The following is a 20043-nucleotide window of genomic DNA, read 5'->3' as shown; positions in this document are numbered from 1 at the left end:
TCATATGTATAATCAGGGGTTACGCATTAGAGATATAAACTTAAGTTACAGCCCTAATATGGATAACTTGTACTAGACAAGCGAGAAAGGACCTCCTACGGAGGTCCTTAACCATAGATACTCAGATGAATACTACTTGACAAGTCCTTTCTAATGCGTAACCCCTGGGTTGAGACTATATTGTTTTATGGGGGCCTTTGATTAGAAGGCGAATTGGAATTGGAGTCGGAGGGTGTGGCCTTTAGCTACTGGGAGCATCACCTGCTCAGTAGGGTGGGTGTAGCGGTACTGCATCTGTACGCGGCAATTGCCGTAGAACCATTTGTCTAGGCCTAATGTGGCGGTATATAGTTTGCCCGACTGGTCCATATCAGGCTGTAGATAGTCCCCGCTGACTACTAGGTCGTAACGCTTGGGTAGGTGAATGGCAGCGGTGAGGTAGGCACCCATGCTCTTAACATCTTTATCGCGGCCATACATATACTCTGTAGAGAGGCTAATCGGCTGGTAATTGGCAATAACGCCTGCGCTGACACGGTGACGCATATAGCTTTCGCCCGCTTGGATTCCTTTGGCAGCACCCATAGCTACCTGCTTGCCCCCGAGGTAGGAGGTATGTATGCTAAGCCCCTCTATTGGACGAATGTAGAGAGAGCCACCGAGTAGCTTCCCGAGGTTGAGGTCTGTGGCATTCATCCCTTGACCATTCATCGCTACCACCTTGTAGGAAACGATGTTTTTGAATAGGTCGCCCGATAGCTCAATACCCATATCACGGCCTGCAGTACCGTAGTAGAGCGGGTCCATACCTACACCAGCAAAGTAAACGGTAGGCATACTTCCACCGATGGCGAGCGAATTAAGGAAAGGAGCGATTTGGTTTTCATGCCCAAAAGGGGTCTTAAACTGCCCAACCTTCACCTTTAGCTCTGGCATAAAAGCGTACTGCATGTAGAGGTCCTTGAGCATCACAGGTTTATTAAATTGCACCGTGACACCCATGCTCCATTGGTCGGTAATCCGGCCAAGTCCTAGGATCTCTATCTTATTGATGCCAAAGGTGCCGAGCTTCTGGTCGTTGTCGTAGTAGCCTCCTTCTGCATAGACTTGACCGTATCCTTTGATTGTAATACGATTAGCAAAGCTCTCTTTCTGAGCCGATGCGGGACCTGCTACAAGGAGTAGTGCGGTAATAAGTAATGTAATTCTTTTCATGTTTCTTGTGATATAATAATGATGTTACTTGTCACTAGGCGAGAGCTCTTGCCAAGGGCAAAGGAGAAGCTCTAGTAGGTCGGTGAGTAGGAAGAGCAGAAATCCCGCAATACTCAGTATAGCTATCCCTCCATACATAGAGATGTAGTCAAAGCGCATCCAGGAGTCGATGATAAAGTAGCCCATCCCTTTGTCCGTACCGTAGGTCTCGGTGACAAAAAGCACCGAAATGGCCGTCCCGATCGCCACTCTTAGGGTAGAAAGGGTGTCGGGAAGCGTCGCCGGTAGCAGCACGTGTCGGTAGACTTGCCAATTTGTAGCCCCTAGGGAGGTGGTGATAAGAAAACTCTCACGAGGGATATTGTAGAGACTGTCACGGATATTGACGATGATCTGAAAGAGGATGATCAGCACGATCATGGCGATCTTTCCGGTGTCGCCCAATCCCGCAATCAGCATCACGATGGGGAGTAGTGCCAGCTTGGGAATAGGGTAGGCGAGGTAGGTAAAGGCACTCATCACTCTACCAAATCGGTGAAGGCGGTACATGGCGTACGCCATGCTCATTCCCAGTACAAAGGCGATCGGTAGCCCCAGAAGCACTCTATAAAGACTTGCCCACAGATGTCGCCCCATCTCTTGCGAAAGGAGGGTGGGAAGGGCTTGATAGACCTTCAGAGGTGAAATGATAGCGGTACTGCTGAGGGTTATTGATGCTACCCACCAAAGTAGATTGATGAGCAACAGACCTACCATCGTACGGTAGAGTAGGGCCTTCAGTCGTTGACTACTTTTCATTCCTCAAGATCTCTTGTAAGATTTGCTCCGCATTCGGCAGATGGGTATCAGCTATCACCTCTCCTGGGGAGCCCCCTAGGATAATCACCCGATCCGTGAGTCCCTCTATCTCTTGCGGATTGTGGCTCACCATCACTGTGGTAACTCCCAGCTCCTTTTGGAAAGCTTTGAATAGCTCCTTACTGCGAGTGGCAGTGGAGATATCAAGTGCTGAGAAAGGTTCATCCATTAGAAGGAGGTCGGGCGACTGTACAAAGGCACGGGCAAGAGCTACCCTCTGCTTCTGTCCGCCCGATAGCTCGGAAGGGTAGCGATCAAGGAATGCTCTAATCTCTAGCCGATCCACGATACTCTGTAGCTCACCAATCCTCTGGCACTTTTTCCCTAAGGTGTGAGGGAGTAGAATATTCTCTCGTACCCGCTTCCACGGCAGTAGCCCATAGCTCTGAGGCACTAGTGCAATGGAGTGCTTCTTGGGATTGGGGGGCTCTCCATTGATCAGTACCTCGCCACTGTAGCCTTTGAGGATGCCGGAGAGGATGTTGAGTAGAGTCGACTTACCACTGCCCGAGACCCCCGTGAGCCCTATCACCTCGCCCTCGGCAAGGGATAGGCTCACGCGGTTAAGGGCTTGGGTCACCCCTCCTCGGCCGTGATAGCTATAGGAGAGTTCTTTGATGGTGATCCTACTCACGGTGCCTGCTTACTCAGGTAGGTATTCGCTCGAAACGAGTCCCTTGATATCGTACTCTGCGGGAACCAGTTGCTTCGCTTGTAGCCACTGTAGGGTCTCGCTGAGGTCCTTCTCCGAAGGGAGCGTGGCGTGAGTATAGTTAGGAAGTACCACCTTATCCGCTAGTTCTGCTGGTACTCCAGCATCATTGATCAGTACCTCTACCCACTCTTGGCGGTCGTGGCTATTGAGGTAATCCACGCCGAGGTTGTAGGCTTTGAGAAGGGCACGGATTGACTCCCCCTTTTCGGTCAATGCCTTCTCTGTAAACATGGTGCCAGTAACCGAGATGCCGAGGTCACGGGTAGAGGAGAGGGCTACGAAACCCTGTGCCTTAGAGATGGTGATAAAAGGGTCAGGAAAGACTGAGGCATCTATCTGCTTGGAGACCATCATCTCCATACGGAGAGGAATCTTATTAATCTCAGGCTTCTCTACATCAGCTTCGGCAAGTCCACCAGCCTCTAGCATCTTATCGGTGGCATACTCTATCACGGTATTGCGAGAGACAGAAACTTGTTTCCCTTTGAGGTCGGCAACGCTCTCCATTGTGGGCTGAGCCATCAACTCAAAATAACCATCGTGCTTTACCACAATCGCCAAGGGAAGTCCTGCTGCCTGCTGTATTGCTGCGCCAGTATAGTCAATAACGGTGCCATCGAGCTGACCACTCCTAAAGGCGGCATCGCGGTCGTTGGCAGAGAAAAACTTCACGATCTCTAGGTCCAAGCCAAGGCTATCGGTATAGCCCATCTTCTCTGCAATCACGTAGGGAAGGTAGTCGAGCGACGACATCGCTCCCACCTTAAGCGGAGCGAGTGTGGTCTGCTCCTCCTTATTCTCCTTTTTACAACTGGGAAGTAGCAGTGCCATAACTGCCAGTACCAATAATGCTCTTTTCATAATGGTCTTCATTTATAATAATGTTTCAACTTCTCTAAAGGCGTCGGCTTCCCGATCCTCTTCGGCATAAAAGGTAATCGGAAAGAGAGGTAGCTCCTCTAGTGCTTCATTGAGCGTCTCTTGAAACGCCCCAATGTTGCGGGTGTAGAAGCACCATAGTCGTCGCCCCTCGCCTGTCACTTGGTAGGCGAGTAGCGCGAGGTTATTCTTCTCTAGTGCAGGGATAAGAGCCTCCTCTAGGCTATTCATCTGCTCCGCCACCTCCTCTGTAGGCATCCCAGAGTGGTCGCCCTCGTACTCCCACGTGATATCTACTCGGATGGGGTATTTGCCCGACTCTAGTGCTGTGGGCATCTCATGCCGGATCTGTAGGAACTGAGCCTTCTCTTGGTCCCTCTCTCCATTAATGATGATGGAGATCATCTCTTTACTAATTCGTGCCATTCTTTTTGCGTAATGATTTTTGATAAGCGGCCAATTCAAGCGAATTGATCACATTCTGCACCACTATATATAGGGTGGGGATAAAGGCTACCTTGGCATCAAGGAAAAGGATCGCGAGCCAGATAGCGAAGACGGTATTTTTCTGCCCAAGGGTTTGCCGACCATTGACTCGTCGCTCGCCAGTCAGTCGTGAGGCCTGACCTCCAACGTAGTAGAGTGCCAAGGTGGTGACGAGAGTGATGAGCGAAAGGAGTAGGGTGTACCTCGGGGTGAGGTGGTCATTAGTGAGGTAGGTGTGTATGGCGGTGGCAATCAGTATCATGATATTCACAGCCCATATCCAGAAGGTGAGGAAGCTGAAGTGCGCCAAGCGGTCGTGCCATTTGGGGGCAAAGTAACGTAGTGCCCATGCAACAATCAGTGGCAATACGAGCAAAGCCGAAACCTGTCCGAGGATGGTGAGCACGGTGCTCCAATAATTGGCTGCCATCTCGGGGTGAAGGAGACCGATCAGCACTGGTCCTATTAAGGCAATCGCCACATTGCTAAGGATCATATAACTGGTGACAAAGGCGATGCTTCCACCCAGCATTCCTGTAATCACCGAGGCAGCCGTGGCGGTAGGGGTGAGGATAATGAGTGCCACCCCTGTGGCTATGGTTACATCAAAAGGCTCAATTACTAGGAAGGCGATGATGCCTAAAAACCACTGGAGGGCGAAGAGCAAGGCGTGGGTGCGATTGAGCTTCATCTCCTTCGGACTCACCTTAGTGTAGGAGAGAAGTAGCATTAAAAATAGGGTATAGGTAGTCAGTGGGGCGAGGTGGTGTAGCCAGGGGTAGAATAGTGCTCCCAGCAACATGGCCCAAAGGAGGGCGTAGTCTTTGATAATGCGAAGGGCGTTCATAGTAGTTGCCTTGCGGTGAGTGGTTGAGGAAGTAATAGGTTGAAATGGTGTTGCCTAGCCAGAGCTTCCAATTCGCAAGGATTGAGTTGACCATTGAGATGCATTGGAGCAAGGTGGCGAATCGAGATAAGGCCAAGTAGCTCTCGAAGTCCCTTTAGATAATCTTTGCCCAGCCTCAGGTCGGTAGGGAACATCAAGAGATCTAACTGGGTTACCTCTGCCGTTAGCCTTGTGAGCTCCACCTGCCACGCAGCTTCGTACTGGCGGATATAGCGGTCATCGGCCTCTTCGTTCCAGTGCCAGTTATTCAGATCGCCAGCGTGGAAGAGGGACAGCCCCTCCACTTTGCAGTAGAAACTACCACCCACATCAGTGCTGCCAAATGCTTTCACCCAAAGGTGGTTATCCTCGTAGCACTCGCCAGTCTCTAGGAAATGCACCTTGCAGAGTTGATCAGAGGGTACCTTGTCCCTTAGCTCGCTGTGAAAGATATAGTGCAGTTCTCGCCCGCCAAACTCCTTGAAAACCGCAGACGAATAGTGGTCGTGGTGAGAGTGTGTAGTGAGGATATAGAGCGGCTTCTCCGGTGCTTTTGAGAGAATCGTATGAGGATCGCCCTCGCCGAAGTAGTCGAAGAGGTAAAAGGCATTGCTCCCCTCCACGAGGTAGCAACTATGCTGTATAAAGTAAAGTGTCATGGTTTCGTCCATTCTATTGCCTCTGTGGTATGGTGATTGACTTGGTCGATGATACAATTTGCCATCGTCAGAGAGTCGTTGGGGCACTCTATCAGAGTGAGCTGAAGCTTTACGAACCGCTCTTTCAGATCGATACCGACTTCCCAAGAGGTCTCTAGGCAGTCGCAGACGAAGGAGGGGCAGATGACGGAGACCTTCTTTTGCCCTTCCTTTGCCAACGCCTCAAGTCGGCTCTCTAGGGTAGGGGTTAGCCATCTATTGTGCCCAAATCGTGACTGGTAGCATATCTCATAGGAGAGGTTCATCGCCTTGAATCGTGGGTGAGTGGTGACCAGTCGTGTAGTCTCGCCGCACTGGTAGGGATAGTCTTTCTGTGGAATACCTGCATAGGCTTTATTTTGATAAAGCGGTATGCCGTGGTAGGAGAAGAGGAGGTGACCGTCGGGGGTGGCGAACCGCTCAACCTGCTCCAATAGTGCTTCAATATAGAGTGGGTGGTTGAAGTAAGGTGCAACGCAGTGGAGGGCAAAGGGGTAGCTTCCCTGCTGATGAACTTCCACGGCATGTGCTACGGCACTCTCGTAGCTACTCATAGCGTAGTGAGGGAAAAGGGGAACGAGCACCACTTCGGTAAAGCCCTGAGTGGTGATTCGCTGGTATGCCTCTTCGAGGGAGCCACGGTTGTACCGCATCGCTACAAAAGTGGCGATGCCACTTTCGCTCTCTATACGAGTGGCCAATGCCTCGGTGAGTATCTGGAGAGGCGATCCCTCTGGCCGCCATATTTGGGCATATTTGTCTCGGGACTTGGGAGCTCGTGAAGGGGCAATGATGCCGTGCACTAGTATATTTCTAAAGGGTTGGGGCAACCCAATTATTCGCCGATCGGTGAGAAAGTCGGTGAGATAGTTGCGTACCTCTTTGGTCTCTAAGCTCTTTGGTGAACCGGTATTGATGAGTAGGATGGCACGCATATTGGCAGATTTACTTTTTACGCCCATAGTCGGCCGGTATCTCTCCCCATAGCTCAGTCTCCCACTTGAGGAGGGTAAACATAGAGAGGTCATTATTATGGAGCCAATTAACTGCCCGCTGTAGTACATGGTAGAGCTCTTGTGTCTCGGGAGTAAGCGGAAGCTTTGAATTGGGTTGCTTCTTACGAATCCACGCCTGTGCGGTGAGACTATCGGTGTAGATCGGCACGAAGTAATTATTTTGCTTCATCCACGCCATAGCGTGTACAATGGCTAGAAACTCGCCTATATTATTGGTGCCAACGGGGTAGACCTTACTGCTGAAGAGTGGATCCTTGGTCTCAACCCAGACACCTCTGTACTCCATCGGTCCGGGATTGCCACTGGTGGCAGCATCTACCGATAGTGCAGTGAGGTCGATCTTGTGGCTACGGTCCAATATCCTTGGCTCCCCTTCGCCTTGGAGGGCATAGGGGTTTTGGAAAAGGGCTTCCGCCTGCTCACGAGTGATCTCTTTGAAGCTCTTGAACTTTGGTCGAGAAAAGTGACGCACTTGTGCTTGGCACTCCTCCCACGACTCGTAGACGCCAGGTTGGTGCCCTTCCCAAACTATGTAGTACTTATTGCCCATAAATTACCGCTTCTCTTGTGAAATGAATACGATAGCGATACCCTCAGAGTAGAGCTTTACTATAGGGCTGGTGACCTGATTGAGGGTCGCTTGCCAAAGGGCTGTAAAGACTCTTTGCTCGAAATGATAGGCAACGCCACTGGCACTCATCGGTAGCTCCTTTGTGGCGAAGAGGGAAAGCTCCCGCCCCACTTCTGTCTCTAATAGGCAATCGCCTTGAAAAGGGATGAGCCAGCCGTGAGGGCTATAAGCCCGTACTTCCGCTCCCATCTTGTAATACTCGGGGAGTAGAAAAATATTGCCCACCGAGTGATCCTCTCGCCGACCTGTAGCTCCGATAATGGCGATCTTTTTCCACCCCTTATCTATGGCAAAAGTGACGCCTTTGGTGAGGTCGTTCGTCTCTTGATCTGCGATCTTGGTAAAGGGAACGCCCGCCCGCTTTAGCTCCTCCTCATTCACAGAGTCTCCATCACCTACCACGGCATCGGGCTTGCGAGTAGTGAGCTCTAAATAGCGTCGGAGAGCACCGTCGCAGACCACTACGTGAGGGGCTACCTGCAAGAGTCTTAGCGTCTCCTCATCATGGTGAAGGTCGCCATTTGCCACCACTACGACTTCGGGTGTGTATGGACTATTGAGGTTGATTTGCATCGTGCTGAAGCTTTAGTAGTTTACGCCAATTAAAATACCCCACCACCGAAATCACGGTGTAGAGGGTAAAGAATAAGCCGGTGATCGTGTAAGATTGTAGAAAGTAGAGGGTACAATAGATCGCATTCGACGAGATCCAGCAATACCAGCTCTCAATATACTTCTTTCCCAAAAGCCACATGCCATAGAAGCTGATGGCGGTAGCGGCGGCATCAAAAGCGGGAAAAGGGCTCCCCATATAGTACTCAAATAGAGGCCATAACCCCAGAAAAAGCAAGGCTACTAGGCCTAAAGTCCAGAGATACCGCTCGGGTAGATGGGAGATGGGGAGTTCCTTCGTCTCTCCATCTTTGCGGTGCTTGAGCCACTCACGCCAGCCCCAAACACAGGCGATGATGTAGTAGATATTGACCAGCACATTGCCGTACACCTCACTTTGCCATGAGATATAGATGTAGAAGAGGGGTAGCACGATGCCGACAGGCCAGAGCCAGACACTCGCCTTCATCTCTAGCCATACATAGAGGATACCAATGGTGGCTGCTACCAATTCTATTATTTGCATCAATTCCATAGAACTCTCCTAAGGTTACAAAGGTACCAAATATATAGTGGGCTAGAGAATTTGCTCAATATACTCCAGCAGTTGCTCCCGCCCCTCACCACTCTCCGAAGAGGTGACAAATAGTGGGGGAAGCTCCTCCCAACTCTTGAGTAGCTCCTCCTGATAGGCCATGAGACTCATCTTTGCAGCCGACTTAGAGAGTTTATCGGCCTTCGTGAAGACAATAGAGAAAGGAACGCCCGTCTCGCCCATCTCATTAATGAAGTCGACATCTATCTTCATCGGTTTATGGCGGATATCCACCAGTACAAAGAGATTGACCATCTCCTCTCGCTGATGGATATAATCCTCAATCATCTTTTTGAAGCCACTCCTCTGCCCCTTGCCCACCCGAGCATAACCATAGCCAGGAAGGTCGACAATATAAAAGGAATCATTAATGAGAAAGTGGTTGATGAGCTGCGTCTTACCAGGTGTTTGGGAGGTTTTGGCTAGGCCTTTCACCCCCGTGAGTAGGTTGATGAGCGAAGACTTCCCCACGTTAGAGCGCCCGATAAAAGCTATCTCGGGTATTCCTTCCTTGGGGCATTCTCTTAGCTTGCTACTACTGGTGATAAATTGTGCTTTATTGATTTCCATACTTACTTAAATCGCTCTTTGATATCTGCTGTCCATCCATAAAAACCGCTCGCCGCTTGGTGTAGCAGGTCGAGCATAGACTTATTGTAGCTTTTCTCCTTCCTACTAACCACCTGAAGAGAAGTGGGGCAGACCTCGATCTCTAGTCGGTCGGTCTTGTGCTTGGGCTCACCATCAATGTGGTAATTGACCCTATTGGGTGTCTCAATGAGGATATGCTTTCCTTTGTAGAGGGCGGCGTACTCATTCCTATCAATCCCCTTGGTAAATAACTGCATAGCTATTTTAGTCGCCTCAATATGAGGGAAGGGCTTGAGAATCGTGAGGTCCAGTACTCCATCCGTTAGGCTAGCATTGGGTGCAATGTAGGCATTATTGCCATACTGAGAGGCGTTGCCAATAGCAATGAGAAAGGCGGTTGCTGTCACCTCCTTACCATCGATGAGCAGGTGGTAGTCATTGGGGTGGTAGTTGAAGTATTCGCTTACCGCTTCCTTAGCGTAAGTGGTAAGCCCTCTAGCGTCGCTTTTGGCAAACTCCTTAGATATCTTCCCGTCGAAGCCGATACCACAAGTAACGAAAAAAGGGTCTCCATTGGCGGTGCAGGTATCCATCGTCATCACATTATTCTCAAGCAACACCTTCGTTGCTTCACTGGTGTCCAAAGGGATTTGTAGCTCACGTGCCAATCCGTTGCCACTCCCATTAGGGATGATACCTAGCACCTTATCCGAATGAGTCAAGGCACGTGCTACCTCATTCACAGTGCCGTCTCCGCCTATTGCCACAATTACATCGTAGTCGCTATCCAGAGCCTCAAGTGCCAGTTCGTAACCATGTCCTTCATACTCCGTAGTGAGTAAACTGGCGGAATGTCCTGCATTCTCTATCCGCTCCAATGCTTTTTGGTGGATAGAGGTTTGGCCCTTCTTAGGACCAGAAATAGGATTAGCTATGAGTAGATATTTCATTTCTTATTCGCTTGCAAAAGTAGGGTGGTTGGGATCTTGTGGATAATCTCAGGGTCCTCAGTGCGTAGCTCTTGCCATAGGTGGTAAGGCATCAGTAGAAGGTCGCAGGAGGACTTGATCTCCTCCAACTCTGCCTGCCCAGCTTGGTACTGCTTAATAGTTGCCTCGGTCGTTTGAGTAATGGTCTCTACCAAACTCCTAAAGCCCTCCTCTTTTTGATCCGAAAGAATGGCAATCTGCTTTGCCTGTTGCTCCAGACCACGATCTATTACCACACCGATGGCACAGTGAGGGATCCTCACGAAGTCCTCTGTATGGTCCTCAAATAGATTGTGGAGATTAAAGAAGTTGATGGTCTGAGAGAAGATTTTTGAAAAGCTACGACCAAACTTGAGGTGCCGCTCCCGCATCGCCTTATCCTCGGGGTTGGCAGAAAGCTCTAGTCCAGCACCCACCAGTAGTAGGTCGGCTCCCTTTACCCTCGTCGCCTTGGCAATAGAGTGAAGCGGGTCATCCGTCACCTCATAATACTCTTCCACCCCGTATCCCGATGCATCGGCATGCGACTGAATAGGGGCGAAGTTTTGGCTCCGATATAGCTCGGCATCGCTCTTACTGGTATCACTTCCCACCGTGAGGTGTAGCCCCACCAATTCTACAGACTCCTCTGGCTTGGCAAATAGGCTCTCCACGATATGGAGCATCGTCAGCCCCATCTTACTTCTCGCAAAAGAGAAGAGGATATGGAAGTGCTGGCGATCGGCTCTTGTGGCACGCTTGGCCCATATCTTGTTGGTTAAGTTGATCACAGGGGTAGTCATAAAGGTGGTGACCAAGGTCATAATCACCAGCATCGCATAGATAACTGGCGAAAGGATACCCAGCTCTAGTCCCATAGAGAGAATCACCAGCTCCATCAGCCCACGTGTATTCATCAAAATACCCATATAAAGGCTATCGTGTGGTGTCTCGCCCACCACCCTACAGGCGGAGTAGGTACCGCCAATCTTGCCAGTAATCGCCACGAGGGTAATCAGACCCGTGATCCACCAGTGGGTGGCGGTATTGAGCAAACCAATCTCCGTAGAGAGCCCACTTGATACAAAGAATAGAGGCAGGAATATCGCCAAGGCAACATCCTCAATCTTCTCCGTGAGCATATGCCGGAAATTGAGGTTGTCGGGCATCACCACTCCCGCAATAAAAGCACCGAAAAGGGCGTGTAGCCCTAGTACCTCCGTCACGTAGGCCGAGATAAGTAGAAGGGTAAAGGAGAGTGCTACCACTCCCTTTCCCGCCACCTCCTTCGTCTGATAGGTAGCTCCAATCATAGCGAAAAGCGGGCGAACCACCCCAAACATAATCGCCATATAGACCCCTGCAAAGAGGATGGTAAAGAGGGCACTAAGTGCCGACCCAGCCTGTGCAATCGCCATGATTACCGCTAGTAGGCACCACGCCGTAATATCGCCATTCGCCGCACTCGCCATAGAGAGAATCCCGAGGCGAGATTGCATCTTGCCCTGCTCTTGGATAATCCTTGCCAGCACAGGGAATGCGGTCACACTCAGGGTGATACCCACGAAGAGGGCAAAGGTAAGCACCGTGGCATCGGCACCGCTATACTCCTCATAGAGAAATACCGCCAAGATAGCACCCAGTATAAAAGGGGCCACAATCCCCGAGTGGGCAATCACAAAGCTCTGTCGGAGTTGCTTCTTGATCTCCTCCAGATTGAGCTCCATCCCTATCACAAACATAAAGAGGATCAGACCAAACTGACTCAGCAATGAGATGTTGTGCAGACTCTCTTGTGGAAACAGGAAGTTGAAACCCTCCGGCCATAGCCACCCCACTACCGAGGGACCCAAGATGATACCCGCCAATATCTCGCCAATCACCGAGGGCTGCCCCATCTTGGTAAAGAGCCACGCCACAAAGCGGGCGAATATCAAGATCACAATCACCTGCAAGAGCAGTAGCCCAAAGGTTGAGGTCACATGCCCATGTAGGATATCGGTAAATATCCCAAAGGCCTCACCAAGTGAGACCTTGCCAGTAGGCTCAGCGTGAGGATCGGGTAGTTGTGACAGTATGCCTACTACGATTACCCCTGCGATAAGGATGGCGATGTAGTAGAGCAGATCCTTCTGTTTATACCACTTTCGGCTCATAATGGTTCAATGGTTCTGTAAATAATCGAGACGCCCTTTGTACGATGGTAGAATACCCAGGCACTGCCTCATCAGGTAGTCTCTACTTTTACTCAAATCTTTATGGCGCGATAGCTCATCGGGCATAATAGGGGCACCGATGTAGACCTCTATTTCCTGCCCTTTCTTATTGAAAAGCTCCCTCGGGATCAGTATCGAAGCAGTATCATACCCCCATCGCTCACCAAAGCGGTAGTATCGGCGAGAGTTGTTCCCCTCAAACATAATGGGGAGAACCGGAATACCCGCCCGCTTCATGATTCGGACATTATTGAGCTTCCACGGTATCTCCATAGGCTGTCCATACCGCTTTTGGTAGTGAGGCAATCCTCCCGCCGGAAACATTCCCACAGGGTGTCCTCCCAGCACCCTATCCGCCACTAGTCGTAGTCCGGAGATATTCTTTTGTGGGTCGTGCTCACGGTCTTTCATGATCGGTTTTACCGGTATCCAATACTCACTGAGAGCCGAAATCTTATTCAGCATCCCATTCACCAGCACCATAAAGTCCTCCCGCTCTCGTAGCATAATATCCAGCAATATCAGCCCGTCCAATCCCCCAAAAGGGTGGTTGGAGACGGTGAAGAAAGCCCCCATCTCTTTAAGTGCCTTAAGGTGCTCCCCGCCGTAAATCGTGTAAGAGACATTCACCCTCGGGTCTTGGAGTACAGCGGTTGTTAGCTCCGTTCCCCTCAGGTGCGTATAGTCGGAGTGCACCTCATTGAGTTCGGATACCCGAAGTGCCTTCATCAGCCCTACACCAGTAAGTCGCCCTATCTTACTTCCGAAGAAAGGGTGTACCTCATCTCTTAGATCCTCCACACTGAGGATCGGTGAAGCCGCTTTAGAATGCCCACTCCTTGATGCCCTAATTCTCGTCACGCCCCTAAGCCTTTATTTATAGTTCATCATCACTCTTAGAGAGGTCTAGGCGCACATTGTCCTTACCCCTCTCTACATACTTCTTCTGTAGAGGGTTGGCTGTAGCCTCTTGATACCGCATTCTATTCCTATAAATATCAATCGCTCTATAAATGGCATTGCGGAAAGAAGCCTCATTCGCCACCCCCTTACCACAAATATCAAAGGCGGTACCGTGGTCGGGCGAAGTGCGGATAATTGGCAGACCCGTAGTGATATTCACTCCTTCATCCATCGCTAGAAGCTTAAAAGGCAGAAGCCCCTGATCGTGATACATCGAGAGTACCGCATCAAACTTACGGTAGTGCCCACTGCCCCAGAAGCCATCTGCAGCAAAAGGGCCAAACGCCTGTATCCCCTCTTGCCACGCCTCCTCCACAGCTGGAGTAATCACCTCTACCTCCTCCAGCCCGAGGAGCCCATTTTCCCCAGCATGAGGGTTGAGTCCCATCACAGCGATCCTAGGCTTTTCAATGCCAAAGTCTTGCTGTAGTGTCCTCTCAAGCTGTTTCAGTCCGCTCTTGATGCCCTCCTTGGTGATGAAGGTAGCGACCTTGCTGAGTGGCTCATGGATCGTGAGTAGGGCCACACGGATCTCCTCTGCCACAAAGAGCATCATCGGCTGGTGACTCTCCTTAAAAGGCTCAGCAAAAAAGCCAGTATGCCCTACAAACGGAAAGGCCTCAGAGGTCATCACCTCCTTGCAGATAGGTGCCGTCACCACTGCAGCAATCTCCTCCTTGAGTAGCTCCTCACGTGCCATCATCAGTGCCTTCGCTGCCAGCTGACCCGCCGTGGCACTCGGTCTGCCATGTTGCACCAGAGCTTCTCTGCCCCCTTCATTCACCTCAATCAGGTTGATCTCCCCCTCCACCGCCTCACTCGCCGACTGGATCAAGCGAGTGCGCGCTGTGAGTTGGATCCCCAGCCCCTTTTTATAATAATTCCACGCCGGCAGGGTGCCATAGACAATTGGGGTAAATAGCTCCAAGCACCGCTCGTCGGCAAGCGTCTTAAGGATCACCTCATACCCGATACCATTAAAGTCGCCGTGGGTGATCCCAATTCTTATAGGTTCATTCATTCGTCGTTACTCATTTATATAGTGATTCAAAAGGGGAAGGGTGGAGGGGGCGGGTAGAGGAAGTCGAGCAGATCGTCATTCTTTGGTGGAGGCAGCAGAATGAATGAGATGCCAGGCGCTGAGGGCAAGGTGCACGTAGGGCACCAGGCACACACAAAAAAGGATGAGGGCGAAGGGAGCGTACTCGCGTACGTGATCGAGCCCGAATTCCGAAAGCAACGCAGCAGATCGTCATTCTGCTGCCTCCAGAGTATAAAGCTGTGACTCTGCTAGTAACATCAAGTTTTTCTTCGGTCCACCTGGATAGTAAACCACCATCTCCACCACCAAAACCCGCTTATTGGCTTCGTCGTTAATAGCGTGTAGCACAAAAGGGCCACCCATCATATCCCCCACCATCGCCCAAAGACCACGCACCTCCGTCCGAGGAATGCCATTCGCCTCCACGTGGCGAACCACCTGAGGTACCCGATGCTCTGTACTCATGTATGAGCCCTCGTGAGCACCTGCTACATTTTGTTGCAGTACACTATCTCTAACGGCAATAATCCTATCCAGCTCTAGGCTCTGAGGTCCTTCATAGGGATAGGTGAAGGCAAAGAAGTCGGTCCGACCTTTCACCCCCTGATCCGATGCCCAAAGGAAGTGATCTCCCGTATGAGTGTATTCCAAATCGGTATTGACGCGAATGGTCCAACCCCCGATCTGCTCCTTCATCAGCTTTGCCACCTCGCTAGAGTAGGTTTGGTCAAAGGCGTGGCTCAGCCGTACCAACTCCTCCTTGTAGATCATGTCGGCAATCGACCTTCCCTTCAGATCCAAAAGTCGGTAGATCGACTCAAGGCTCTCCGCCCTCGCATGGATCAGTAACTGACCACCAGCAAATTGATCGCGACTAATCCCTATCGAGGGGCTAGTATACCGCTCCTTATCAATCGTGATGTAGAGGATGTTCCTGAGCGACTTAAACATCTGCGAGAAGTCGCGTTCCCCAGTCATCATCACCGTGAGCAATGGCTCATTTTGTGGTAGCACCATCATCGGCATACCGAGTGCTTGCTTCACACTATCCCGAAGAGCTTCGCTATCGTAGCCCTCCGGAAGCACCACCACCATCTCCAGTGGCTTACCAGTAGCTCCAAATAGACCACCCCCCTTACTGCTCCCCTTCCCACTGCAGGAGAAGAGCAGAGGCAGAGCCATCAATATCCATAGCAAACCCTTCAAGGTCCCCCCTCTATCTACCAAACTTTTCATCGCATTTATACAGCTGATACACATTATATAATATATAGGCAAAGCAAGAGATGCTTATTACGCCTACACCACTATTAGACACAAATATACCAAAAAGCAAATATAAAGCCACCCCACCATCGCAATTTCGGCAGGGGCGACGCTTTCTCAGATAAAGATAAACGCCTCCATAAATGGGCTAGCGTAGTAGAGCAAAAGTGGAGATGCAACTAAGCAATCGGCGAGATGCAACTAAGCGATCGACGAGATGCAACTAACCGATTGCTTAGTTGCATCTCGACTAGTGCCCTTGTATGGTGTTGGATTTCAGTTGATTGTAAAGAGACTGTTGCACGAAGGCGATCTGCTGCGTTGCTTTCGGAATTCGGGCCTCGGTCACGTACGTAAGTACGCTCCCTTCGTCCTCATCCTCAGCGCCTTGCATCTCATCCTTAGTGCAAAGTCTCAGCACATTTGAAGCAAATGTGCGAGAATGGCACTTTGTGCAACATTCTCTGTAAAGGGGCATTTTTGCTGTTTTACTCAGCGAGCTTTTCACCTAGTATGGGGAGGTGGAGATTGTGGTCGGCTGGTGTGTTGGCTCCTTGTGAGATTGGTGTAAAATAGGTATCTTTGGGGATATAAGATAAGTTGTGTAGAGAAGGATGAAAAGAAACCTATTGATATTGGTGCTCTTGGTATGGAGTGTGGGCTTGGTGGCAGAGGAGCCACCTACGAGGCCACTCTCTCCGTACGACCAAGCGGTGGTCGCCTATCGTGAGGGCCGTTATGCCGATGTGGAACATTGGTACCATTCTCTTTCACGTAGAGATCAACGACGTGCGGAGACTCTGAGGCTGGCAACGCTCTCGGCGATCAATGATTACCGGTTGGAGACGGCTCGGGAGCGACTGGAGCAGTATGAAGGGCTTCGGCTGAGAGGGGAGGAGGAGCGTGCCAAGCGTGGCGAGGTAGTGGCGCATCTGGAGCTGGTGGAGCGATTGCTCTCCAATAGCCGTGTGGTGGCGACACTAGATACCCTTGTGGCACCTCGTGCAGAGATTTGGAAGCGTTTGCAACGTGAGACAAGCTATCTCGGTGAGGTGCAAGAGGGTGCCTATCTTTCGCCCGATGGGAAGAGCCGTTGGCAGGTGGGGAGTGATGCGGATAGTGTGCCCCTCTTTTATATCTATCATCAATTGGGTGATGGGCGTTGGGACGAGGCAAACCCCGAAGTGGTCAGGGTGAATGGACTTCCTGAGGGGTGCCAAATCAGCTATCCCTTTGTGGGGAGTGACGGTACTACGATTTACTTCTCCTTGGAGGAGGAAAAAGGGGAGGTCCCTCAACATACTATAGGCGGTAAGGACCTCTATGTGAGTCGGTACGACCGAGCACAAGGGATGCTTTTGGTGCCTACGCAACTGATGCTGCCTTTCAATAGTCCGATGGACGACTTCTGCTACATTGTGGATGAGGAGCAGGACGTAGGCTGGATGGTGAGTGCCCGAGAGGCATGGGGGGATAGCCTCCGTCTGTGGTGCTTTGCCCCTAGCACGTTGGCTCGCTACGAGGGGGAGAATCTCCGTGAAGTGGCGAGGTGGCTGACCCCTGAATTGAAGCCCCGTAAGCGGGGAAATATAGTTGCTAGTCCAGCTCTAAGGAACCGTGAGGAGCCGCTCTTTTGGGTGGGAGACGATGCGATCTATAAGCAGAGGTTGCAAGGGTCTCAGGTACCGGAGGGATTGGTAGCAGAGTACCTGAAGGTGCAGGAGCTTTTGAAGGAGTGTGAGGCCTCTTTGGAGGCGTTGAGATTACAGCTGGGTGGGGGTGGAACTGCGACTCAGTTGAAGGAAGAAGTGCTTTCGCTGGAGAAGGAGAGTGAGGGGTATCGGACTCGGCTTTTTACGCTTCGTAATGAGATTATTCGGCTTTGGAGCGGGGAAGGTAGGAGTGAGTGATGGTTGTTAATCTACTTAAGAGCTATATATTATGATGTTGACGTTCTTGGTCATTTTGGTAGCTGTGGTGACGGCAGCACTGGTGCTAGCGGAGATTTTCTTTATCCCAGGGTTGGGACTTATGGGCATCATAGGTGCAGGAGGATTTATCGCTATGGAGTACTTCTTATTTGCAGAGGGTATGGTGAGTATGGCCATTTTCTATGCACTGCTCTCGGTGGTACTCTTTGTGGTTGGGTTTTACCTGCTGAGCCGCAACAAATTTATCCAAAAGGTGGCTCTTAAGGATTCGGTTGATGAGGTGGCGGTAAAGCTTCCTGAGGGGGTGGAGCGTGGTGCCTATGGGGTGGCGGAGAGCCGGCTAGCCCTTGTGGGTACTATCCGCCTTGGGGGTGAGACCCTAGTAGAGGCGGAGTCGGAGGAGGGTTTTATCGATGAGGGGGAGCCGATAGTTATATCTGATATTCGGAATAATAAGGTCTTTGTAAAACGAAATAATAAAGAGCAAAAGTTATGAATCCAATTTCTCCAAGTCTGATAGGGATAGTGATAGCTATAGTAATAGCCCTGATCCTTATCGCTCTATTCCTGAGATACTTCCCGATCCTATTGTGGGTATCGACACGTGCCTCGGGAGTGCGTATCTCGCTATTACAACTCTTCTTGATGCGTATCCGTAATGTGCCACCTCATGTGATCGCTAAGGCGATGGTGGAGGCACACAAGGCGGGACTCGACCTGACGCGTGATGAGCTGGAAGCGCACTACCTCGCTGGTGGCCATGTGGAGCAGGTGGTGCATGCCCTTGTTTCTGCCAATAAGGCCAATATCGACCTATCCTTTAAGATGGCGGCGGCGATTGACCTTGCAGGTAGAGATGTATTTAATGCAGTGCAGATGTCGGTGAATCCTAAGGTGATCGATACTCCTCCTGTAACCGCTGTGGCAAAGGATGGTATCCAATTGATCGCCAAAGCACGTGTGACGGTACGTGCCAATATACAGCGACTGGTGGGAGGAGCTGGTGAAGAGACGATTCTCGCCCGTGTAGGTGAAGGTATTGTGAGCTCTATCGGTTCGAGCGAACGGCATACGGTAGTGCTAGAGAACCCCGATTCTATCAGTAAGCTGGTGCTTCGGAAAGGACTAGATGCTGGTACCGCCTTTGAGATCCTCTCTATTGATATTGCCGATATTGACATTGGTAGAAACATCGGTGCGGTACTGCAGATGGATCAGGCTCAGGCCGATAAGAATATCGCCCAAGCTAAGGCTGAGGAGCGCCGTGCAATGGCGGTGGCTCAGGAGCAGGAGATGCGGGCTTTGGCTCAGCAGGCTCGTGCTAAGGTGATTGAGGCTGAGGCGGAGGTACCTCTCGCCATGGCGGAGGCGTTCCGTAGTGGTAACCTAGGGATTATGGATTACTACAAGATGAAGAATATCGAGGCGGATACCTCGATGCGTGAAGCAATTGCTGGTCCTACGGGCAATGAAAAGGAGCATAAGCCTATGGGAGCTATTGACGAAGATAAGAAGAAGAAATGATGAACTTGGTGCTGGAAGTTACCCTTGCCAAGCACCTATTAAATAAAGTATTATGAGTAAATTTATTATACCAGAGTCGGAATTGATCATCAATAATGATGGCACTATTTTTCACCTCCATTTGCGTCCTGAGGATATCTCGGATAAGCTAGTGATTTGTGGTGACCCCTCGAGAGTGGATATGATTGCTTCGCACTTTGATAGTGTGGAGGTCAATGTCTCTAGCCGTGAGTTTCACACCATCACTGGTACCTATAAGGGGAAGCGGATCACTGCCCTTTCGCACGGTATCGGAAGTGATAACATCGAGATTGTGCTGAATGAGCTAGATGCACTTGCCAATATTGATTTCAAAACGCGTACTGCCAAGGATGAGCATAAGGAGCTTACGATTGTGCGAGTTGGTACTTCGGGAGGTTTGCAAGACTTTGCCCCTATCGGCTCTTTTGTAGCTGCCAATTATGCGATTGGCTTTGATGGGGTATTGCACTTCTATGCCGATCGGGATAAGGTGTGTGATAAGCCTTTTGAAGCGGAACTGATGAAGCAACTGGAGTGGCAGATTGATGGGCTGAAGCCTTATGCTGTCCCAGCGCCAAAGGATATGATTGAGCAGTTTGTGACCCCAGGTGGTGTAGTGCCAGGAGCGACGATTGCTTGTAATGGTTTCTATGCACCACAAGGTCGACGCCTTCGTGGTCAACTAGCGGATCCTAAGCTCAATGAGAAGATCATCAACTTTGAGCACAATGGGGTGAAGCTGACCAACTTCGAGATGGAGAGCTCGGCATTGGCGGGTCTAGGTGCTGTTCTAGGGCATCGTGTGCTGACCATCTGTACGATTATTGCTGGTCGTAAGAGCGAGACGATGAATACCGAGTACAAGGGCACCATTGAGGGCCTAGTACAGCTAGTGCTTGACCGTATCTAAAGCGACGAAAGGTACTTATA

The 20043-nt window shown here is 50.7% G+C and carries 22 protein-coding genes; 4 read left to right on the top strand and 18 right to left on the bottom strand.

Annotated features, from left to right (window positions below; translation table 11 throughout):
- Nucleotides 1-201: 201 nt before the first annotated feature.
- The 18 genes from MWL85_RS08530 to MWL85_RS08445 all read right to left on the bottom strand — a co-directional run bounded on the left by MWL85_RS08530 (nt 202) and on the right by MWL85_RS08445 (nt 16058).
- Complete coding sequence (locus tag MWL85_RS08530; protein WP_244400397.1) at nt 202-1215, bottom strand: putative porin; 1014 nt, start codon at nt 1213-1215, stop codon at nt 202-204.
- Between the two features lie 24 nt (nt 1216-1239).
- The gene (locus MWL85_RS08525) at nt 1240-2013 is read right to left on the bottom strand and encodes an ABC transporter permease (RefSeq protein WP_244400396.1); all 774 of its coding nucleotides are present in this window, start codon (nt 2011-2013) and stop codon (nt 1240-1242) included.
- Nucleotides 2003-2707: an ABC transporter ATP-binding protein gene (locus tag MWL85_RS08520; RefSeq protein ID WP_244400395.1), complete on the bottom strand. Its 705-nt coding sequence runs from the start codon at nt 2705-2707 to the stop codon at nt 2003-2005. The genes MWL85_RS08525 and MWL85_RS08520 overlap by 11 nt, the downstream gene beginning before the upstream one ends.
- Before the next feature lie 9 nt (nt 2708-2716).
- Nucleotides 2717-3649 (bottom strand): ABC transporter substrate-binding protein, encoded by a 933-nt coding sequence (locus tag MWL85_RS08515; protein WP_244400394.1) that lies wholly within the window; start codon nt 3647-3649, stop codon nt 2717-2719.
- 12 nt (nt 3650-3661) lie between these two features.
- Nucleotides 3662-4093, bottom strand: coding sequence for a DUF695 domain-containing protein (locus MWL85_RS08510; protein WP_244400393.1), 432 nt, complete (start codon nt 4091-4093; stop codon nt 3662-3664).
- Nucleotides 4080-5000, bottom strand: coding sequence for a bile acid:sodium symporter family protein (locus MWL85_RS08505; protein ID WP_244400392.1), 921 nt, complete (start codon nt 4998-5000; stop codon nt 4080-4082). Before MWL85_RS08505 ends, MWL85_RS08510 begins: the two co-directional genes overlap by 14 nt.
- Nucleotides 4997-5710, bottom strand: a complete 714-nt coding sequence (locus tag MWL85_RS08500) for an MBL fold metallo-hydrolase (protein WP_244400391.1) — start codon at nt 5708-5710, stop codon at nt 4997-4999. Before MWL85_RS08500 ends, MWL85_RS08505 begins: the two co-directional genes overlap by 4 nt.
- Nucleotides 5695-6699, bottom strand: a complete 1005-nt coding sequence (gene hemH / locus MWL85_RS08495; protein WP_244400390.1) for a ferrochelatase — start codon at nt 6697-6699, stop codon at nt 5695-5697. Before hemH ends, MWL85_RS08500 begins: the two co-directional genes overlap by 16 nt.
- Nucleotides 6683-7303: a ribonuclease H1 domain-containing protein gene (locus MWL85_RS08490; RefSeq protein WP_244400389.1), complete on the bottom strand. Its 621-nt coding sequence runs from the start codon at nt 7301-7303 to the stop codon at nt 6683-6685. The genes hemH and MWL85_RS08490 overlap by 17 nt, the downstream gene beginning before the upstream one ends.
- A gap of 3 nt (nt 7304-7306) precedes the next feature.
- Entirely contained in the window at nt 7307-7957 is a 651-nt protein-coding gene (locus MWL85_RS08485; protein ID WP_244400388.1) for a thiamine diphosphokinase, read from the bottom strand.
- On the bottom strand, nt 7938-8531 hold the full coding sequence (gene pnuC, locus MWL85_RS08480) for a nicotinamide riboside transporter PnuC (RefSeq protein ID WP_018029112.1): 594 nt from the start codon (nt 8529-8531) through the stop codon (nt 7938-7940). Before pnuC ends, MWL85_RS08485 begins: the two co-directional genes overlap by 20 nt.
- 42 nt (nt 8532-8573) lie before the next feature.
- Nucleotides 8574-9161, bottom strand: a complete 588-nt coding sequence (yihA, locus tag MWL85_RS08475) for a ribosome biogenesis GTP-binding protein YihA/YsxC (RefSeq protein WP_244400387.1) — start codon at nt 9159-9161, stop codon at nt 8574-8576.
- 2 nt (nt 9162-9163) lie between these two features.
- Nucleotides 9164-10132, bottom strand: coding sequence for a diacylglycerol/lipid kinase family protein (locus MWL85_RS08470; RefSeq protein WP_244400386.1), 969 nt, complete (start codon nt 10130-10132; stop codon nt 9164-9166).
- Nucleotides 10129-12306, bottom strand: a complete 2178-nt coding sequence (locus MWL85_RS08465) for a cation:proton antiporter (protein ID WP_244400385.1) — start codon at nt 12304-12306, stop codon at nt 10129-10131. The genes MWL85_RS08470 and MWL85_RS08465 overlap by 4 nt, the downstream gene beginning before the upstream one ends.
- 6 nt (nt 12307-12312) lie before the next feature.
- Nucleotides 12313-13227, bottom strand: coding sequence for a 1-acyl-sn-glycerol-3-phosphate acyltransferase (locus MWL85_RS08460; RefSeq protein ID WP_244400384.1), 915 nt, complete (start codon nt 13225-13227; stop codon nt 12313-12315).
- A 16-nt stretch (nt 13228-13243) separates the two neighbouring features.
- Nucleotides 13244-14350, bottom strand: coding sequence for a 4-hydroxythreonine-4-phosphate dehydrogenase PdxA (gene pdxA / locus MWL85_RS08455; protein ID WP_244400383.1), 1107 nt, complete (start codon nt 14348-14350; stop codon nt 13244-13246).
- Nucleotides 14351-14581: 231 nt separating this feature from the next.
- Nucleotides 14582-15607, bottom strand: coding sequence for a DUF4837 family protein (locus tag MWL85_RS08450; protein WP_244400382.1), 1026 nt, complete (start codon nt 15605-15607; stop codon nt 14582-14584).
- 280 nt (nt 15608-15887) lie between these two features.
- The gene (locus tag MWL85_RS08445; RefSeq protein WP_018027908.1) at nt 15888-16058 is read right to left on the bottom strand and encodes a hypothetical protein; all 171 of its coding nucleotides are present in this window, start codon (nt 16056-16058) and stop codon (nt 15888-15890) included.
- A gap of 193 nt (nt 16059-16251) precedes the next feature.
- Between MWL85_RS08445 and MWL85_RS08440 the strand changes: the two genes are divergently transcribed.
- Genes MWL85_RS08440 through MWL85_RS08425 form a run of 4 tightly spaced genes read left to right on the top strand, consistent with a single transcriptional unit; the run spans nt 16252 to nt 20023 of the window.
- The gene (locus MWL85_RS08440; protein WP_244400381.1) at nt 16252-17547 is read left to right on the top strand and encodes a hypothetical protein; all 1296 of its coding nucleotides are present in this window, start codon (nt 16252-16254) and stop codon (nt 17545-17547) included.
- A 31-nt stretch (nt 17548-17578) separates the two neighbouring features.
- Nucleotides 17579-18064: an NfeD family protein gene (locus MWL85_RS08435; protein ID WP_244400380.1), complete on the top strand. Its 486-nt coding sequence runs from the start codon at nt 17579-17581 to the stop codon at nt 18062-18064.
- A complete protein-coding gene (gene floA, locus MWL85_RS08430; RefSeq protein ID WP_018027911.1) occupies nt 18061-19092 on the top strand; it encodes a flotillin-like protein FloA in 1032 nt (343 codons plus the stop codon). The genes MWL85_RS08435 and floA overlap by 4 nt, the downstream gene beginning before the upstream one ends.
- A 52-nt stretch (nt 19093-19144) precedes the next feature.
- Complete coding sequence (locus MWL85_RS08425; protein WP_244400379.1) at nt 19145-20023, top strand: nucleoside phosphorylase; 879 nt, start codon at nt 19145-19147, stop codon at nt 20021-20023.
- The last annotated feature ends 20 nt before the right edge of the window (nt 20024-20043 follow it).

Origin of the sequence: Porphyromonas somerae (assembly GCF_022845615.1) — a bacterium.
GTDB lineage: Bacteria > Bacteroidota > Bacteroidia > Bacteroidales > Porphyromonadaceae > Porphyromonas_A > Porphyromonas_A somerae.
The sequence above is the reverse complement of the archived record's forward strand: the minus strand, read 5'-3'. Positions and strand labels throughout refer to the sequence as shown.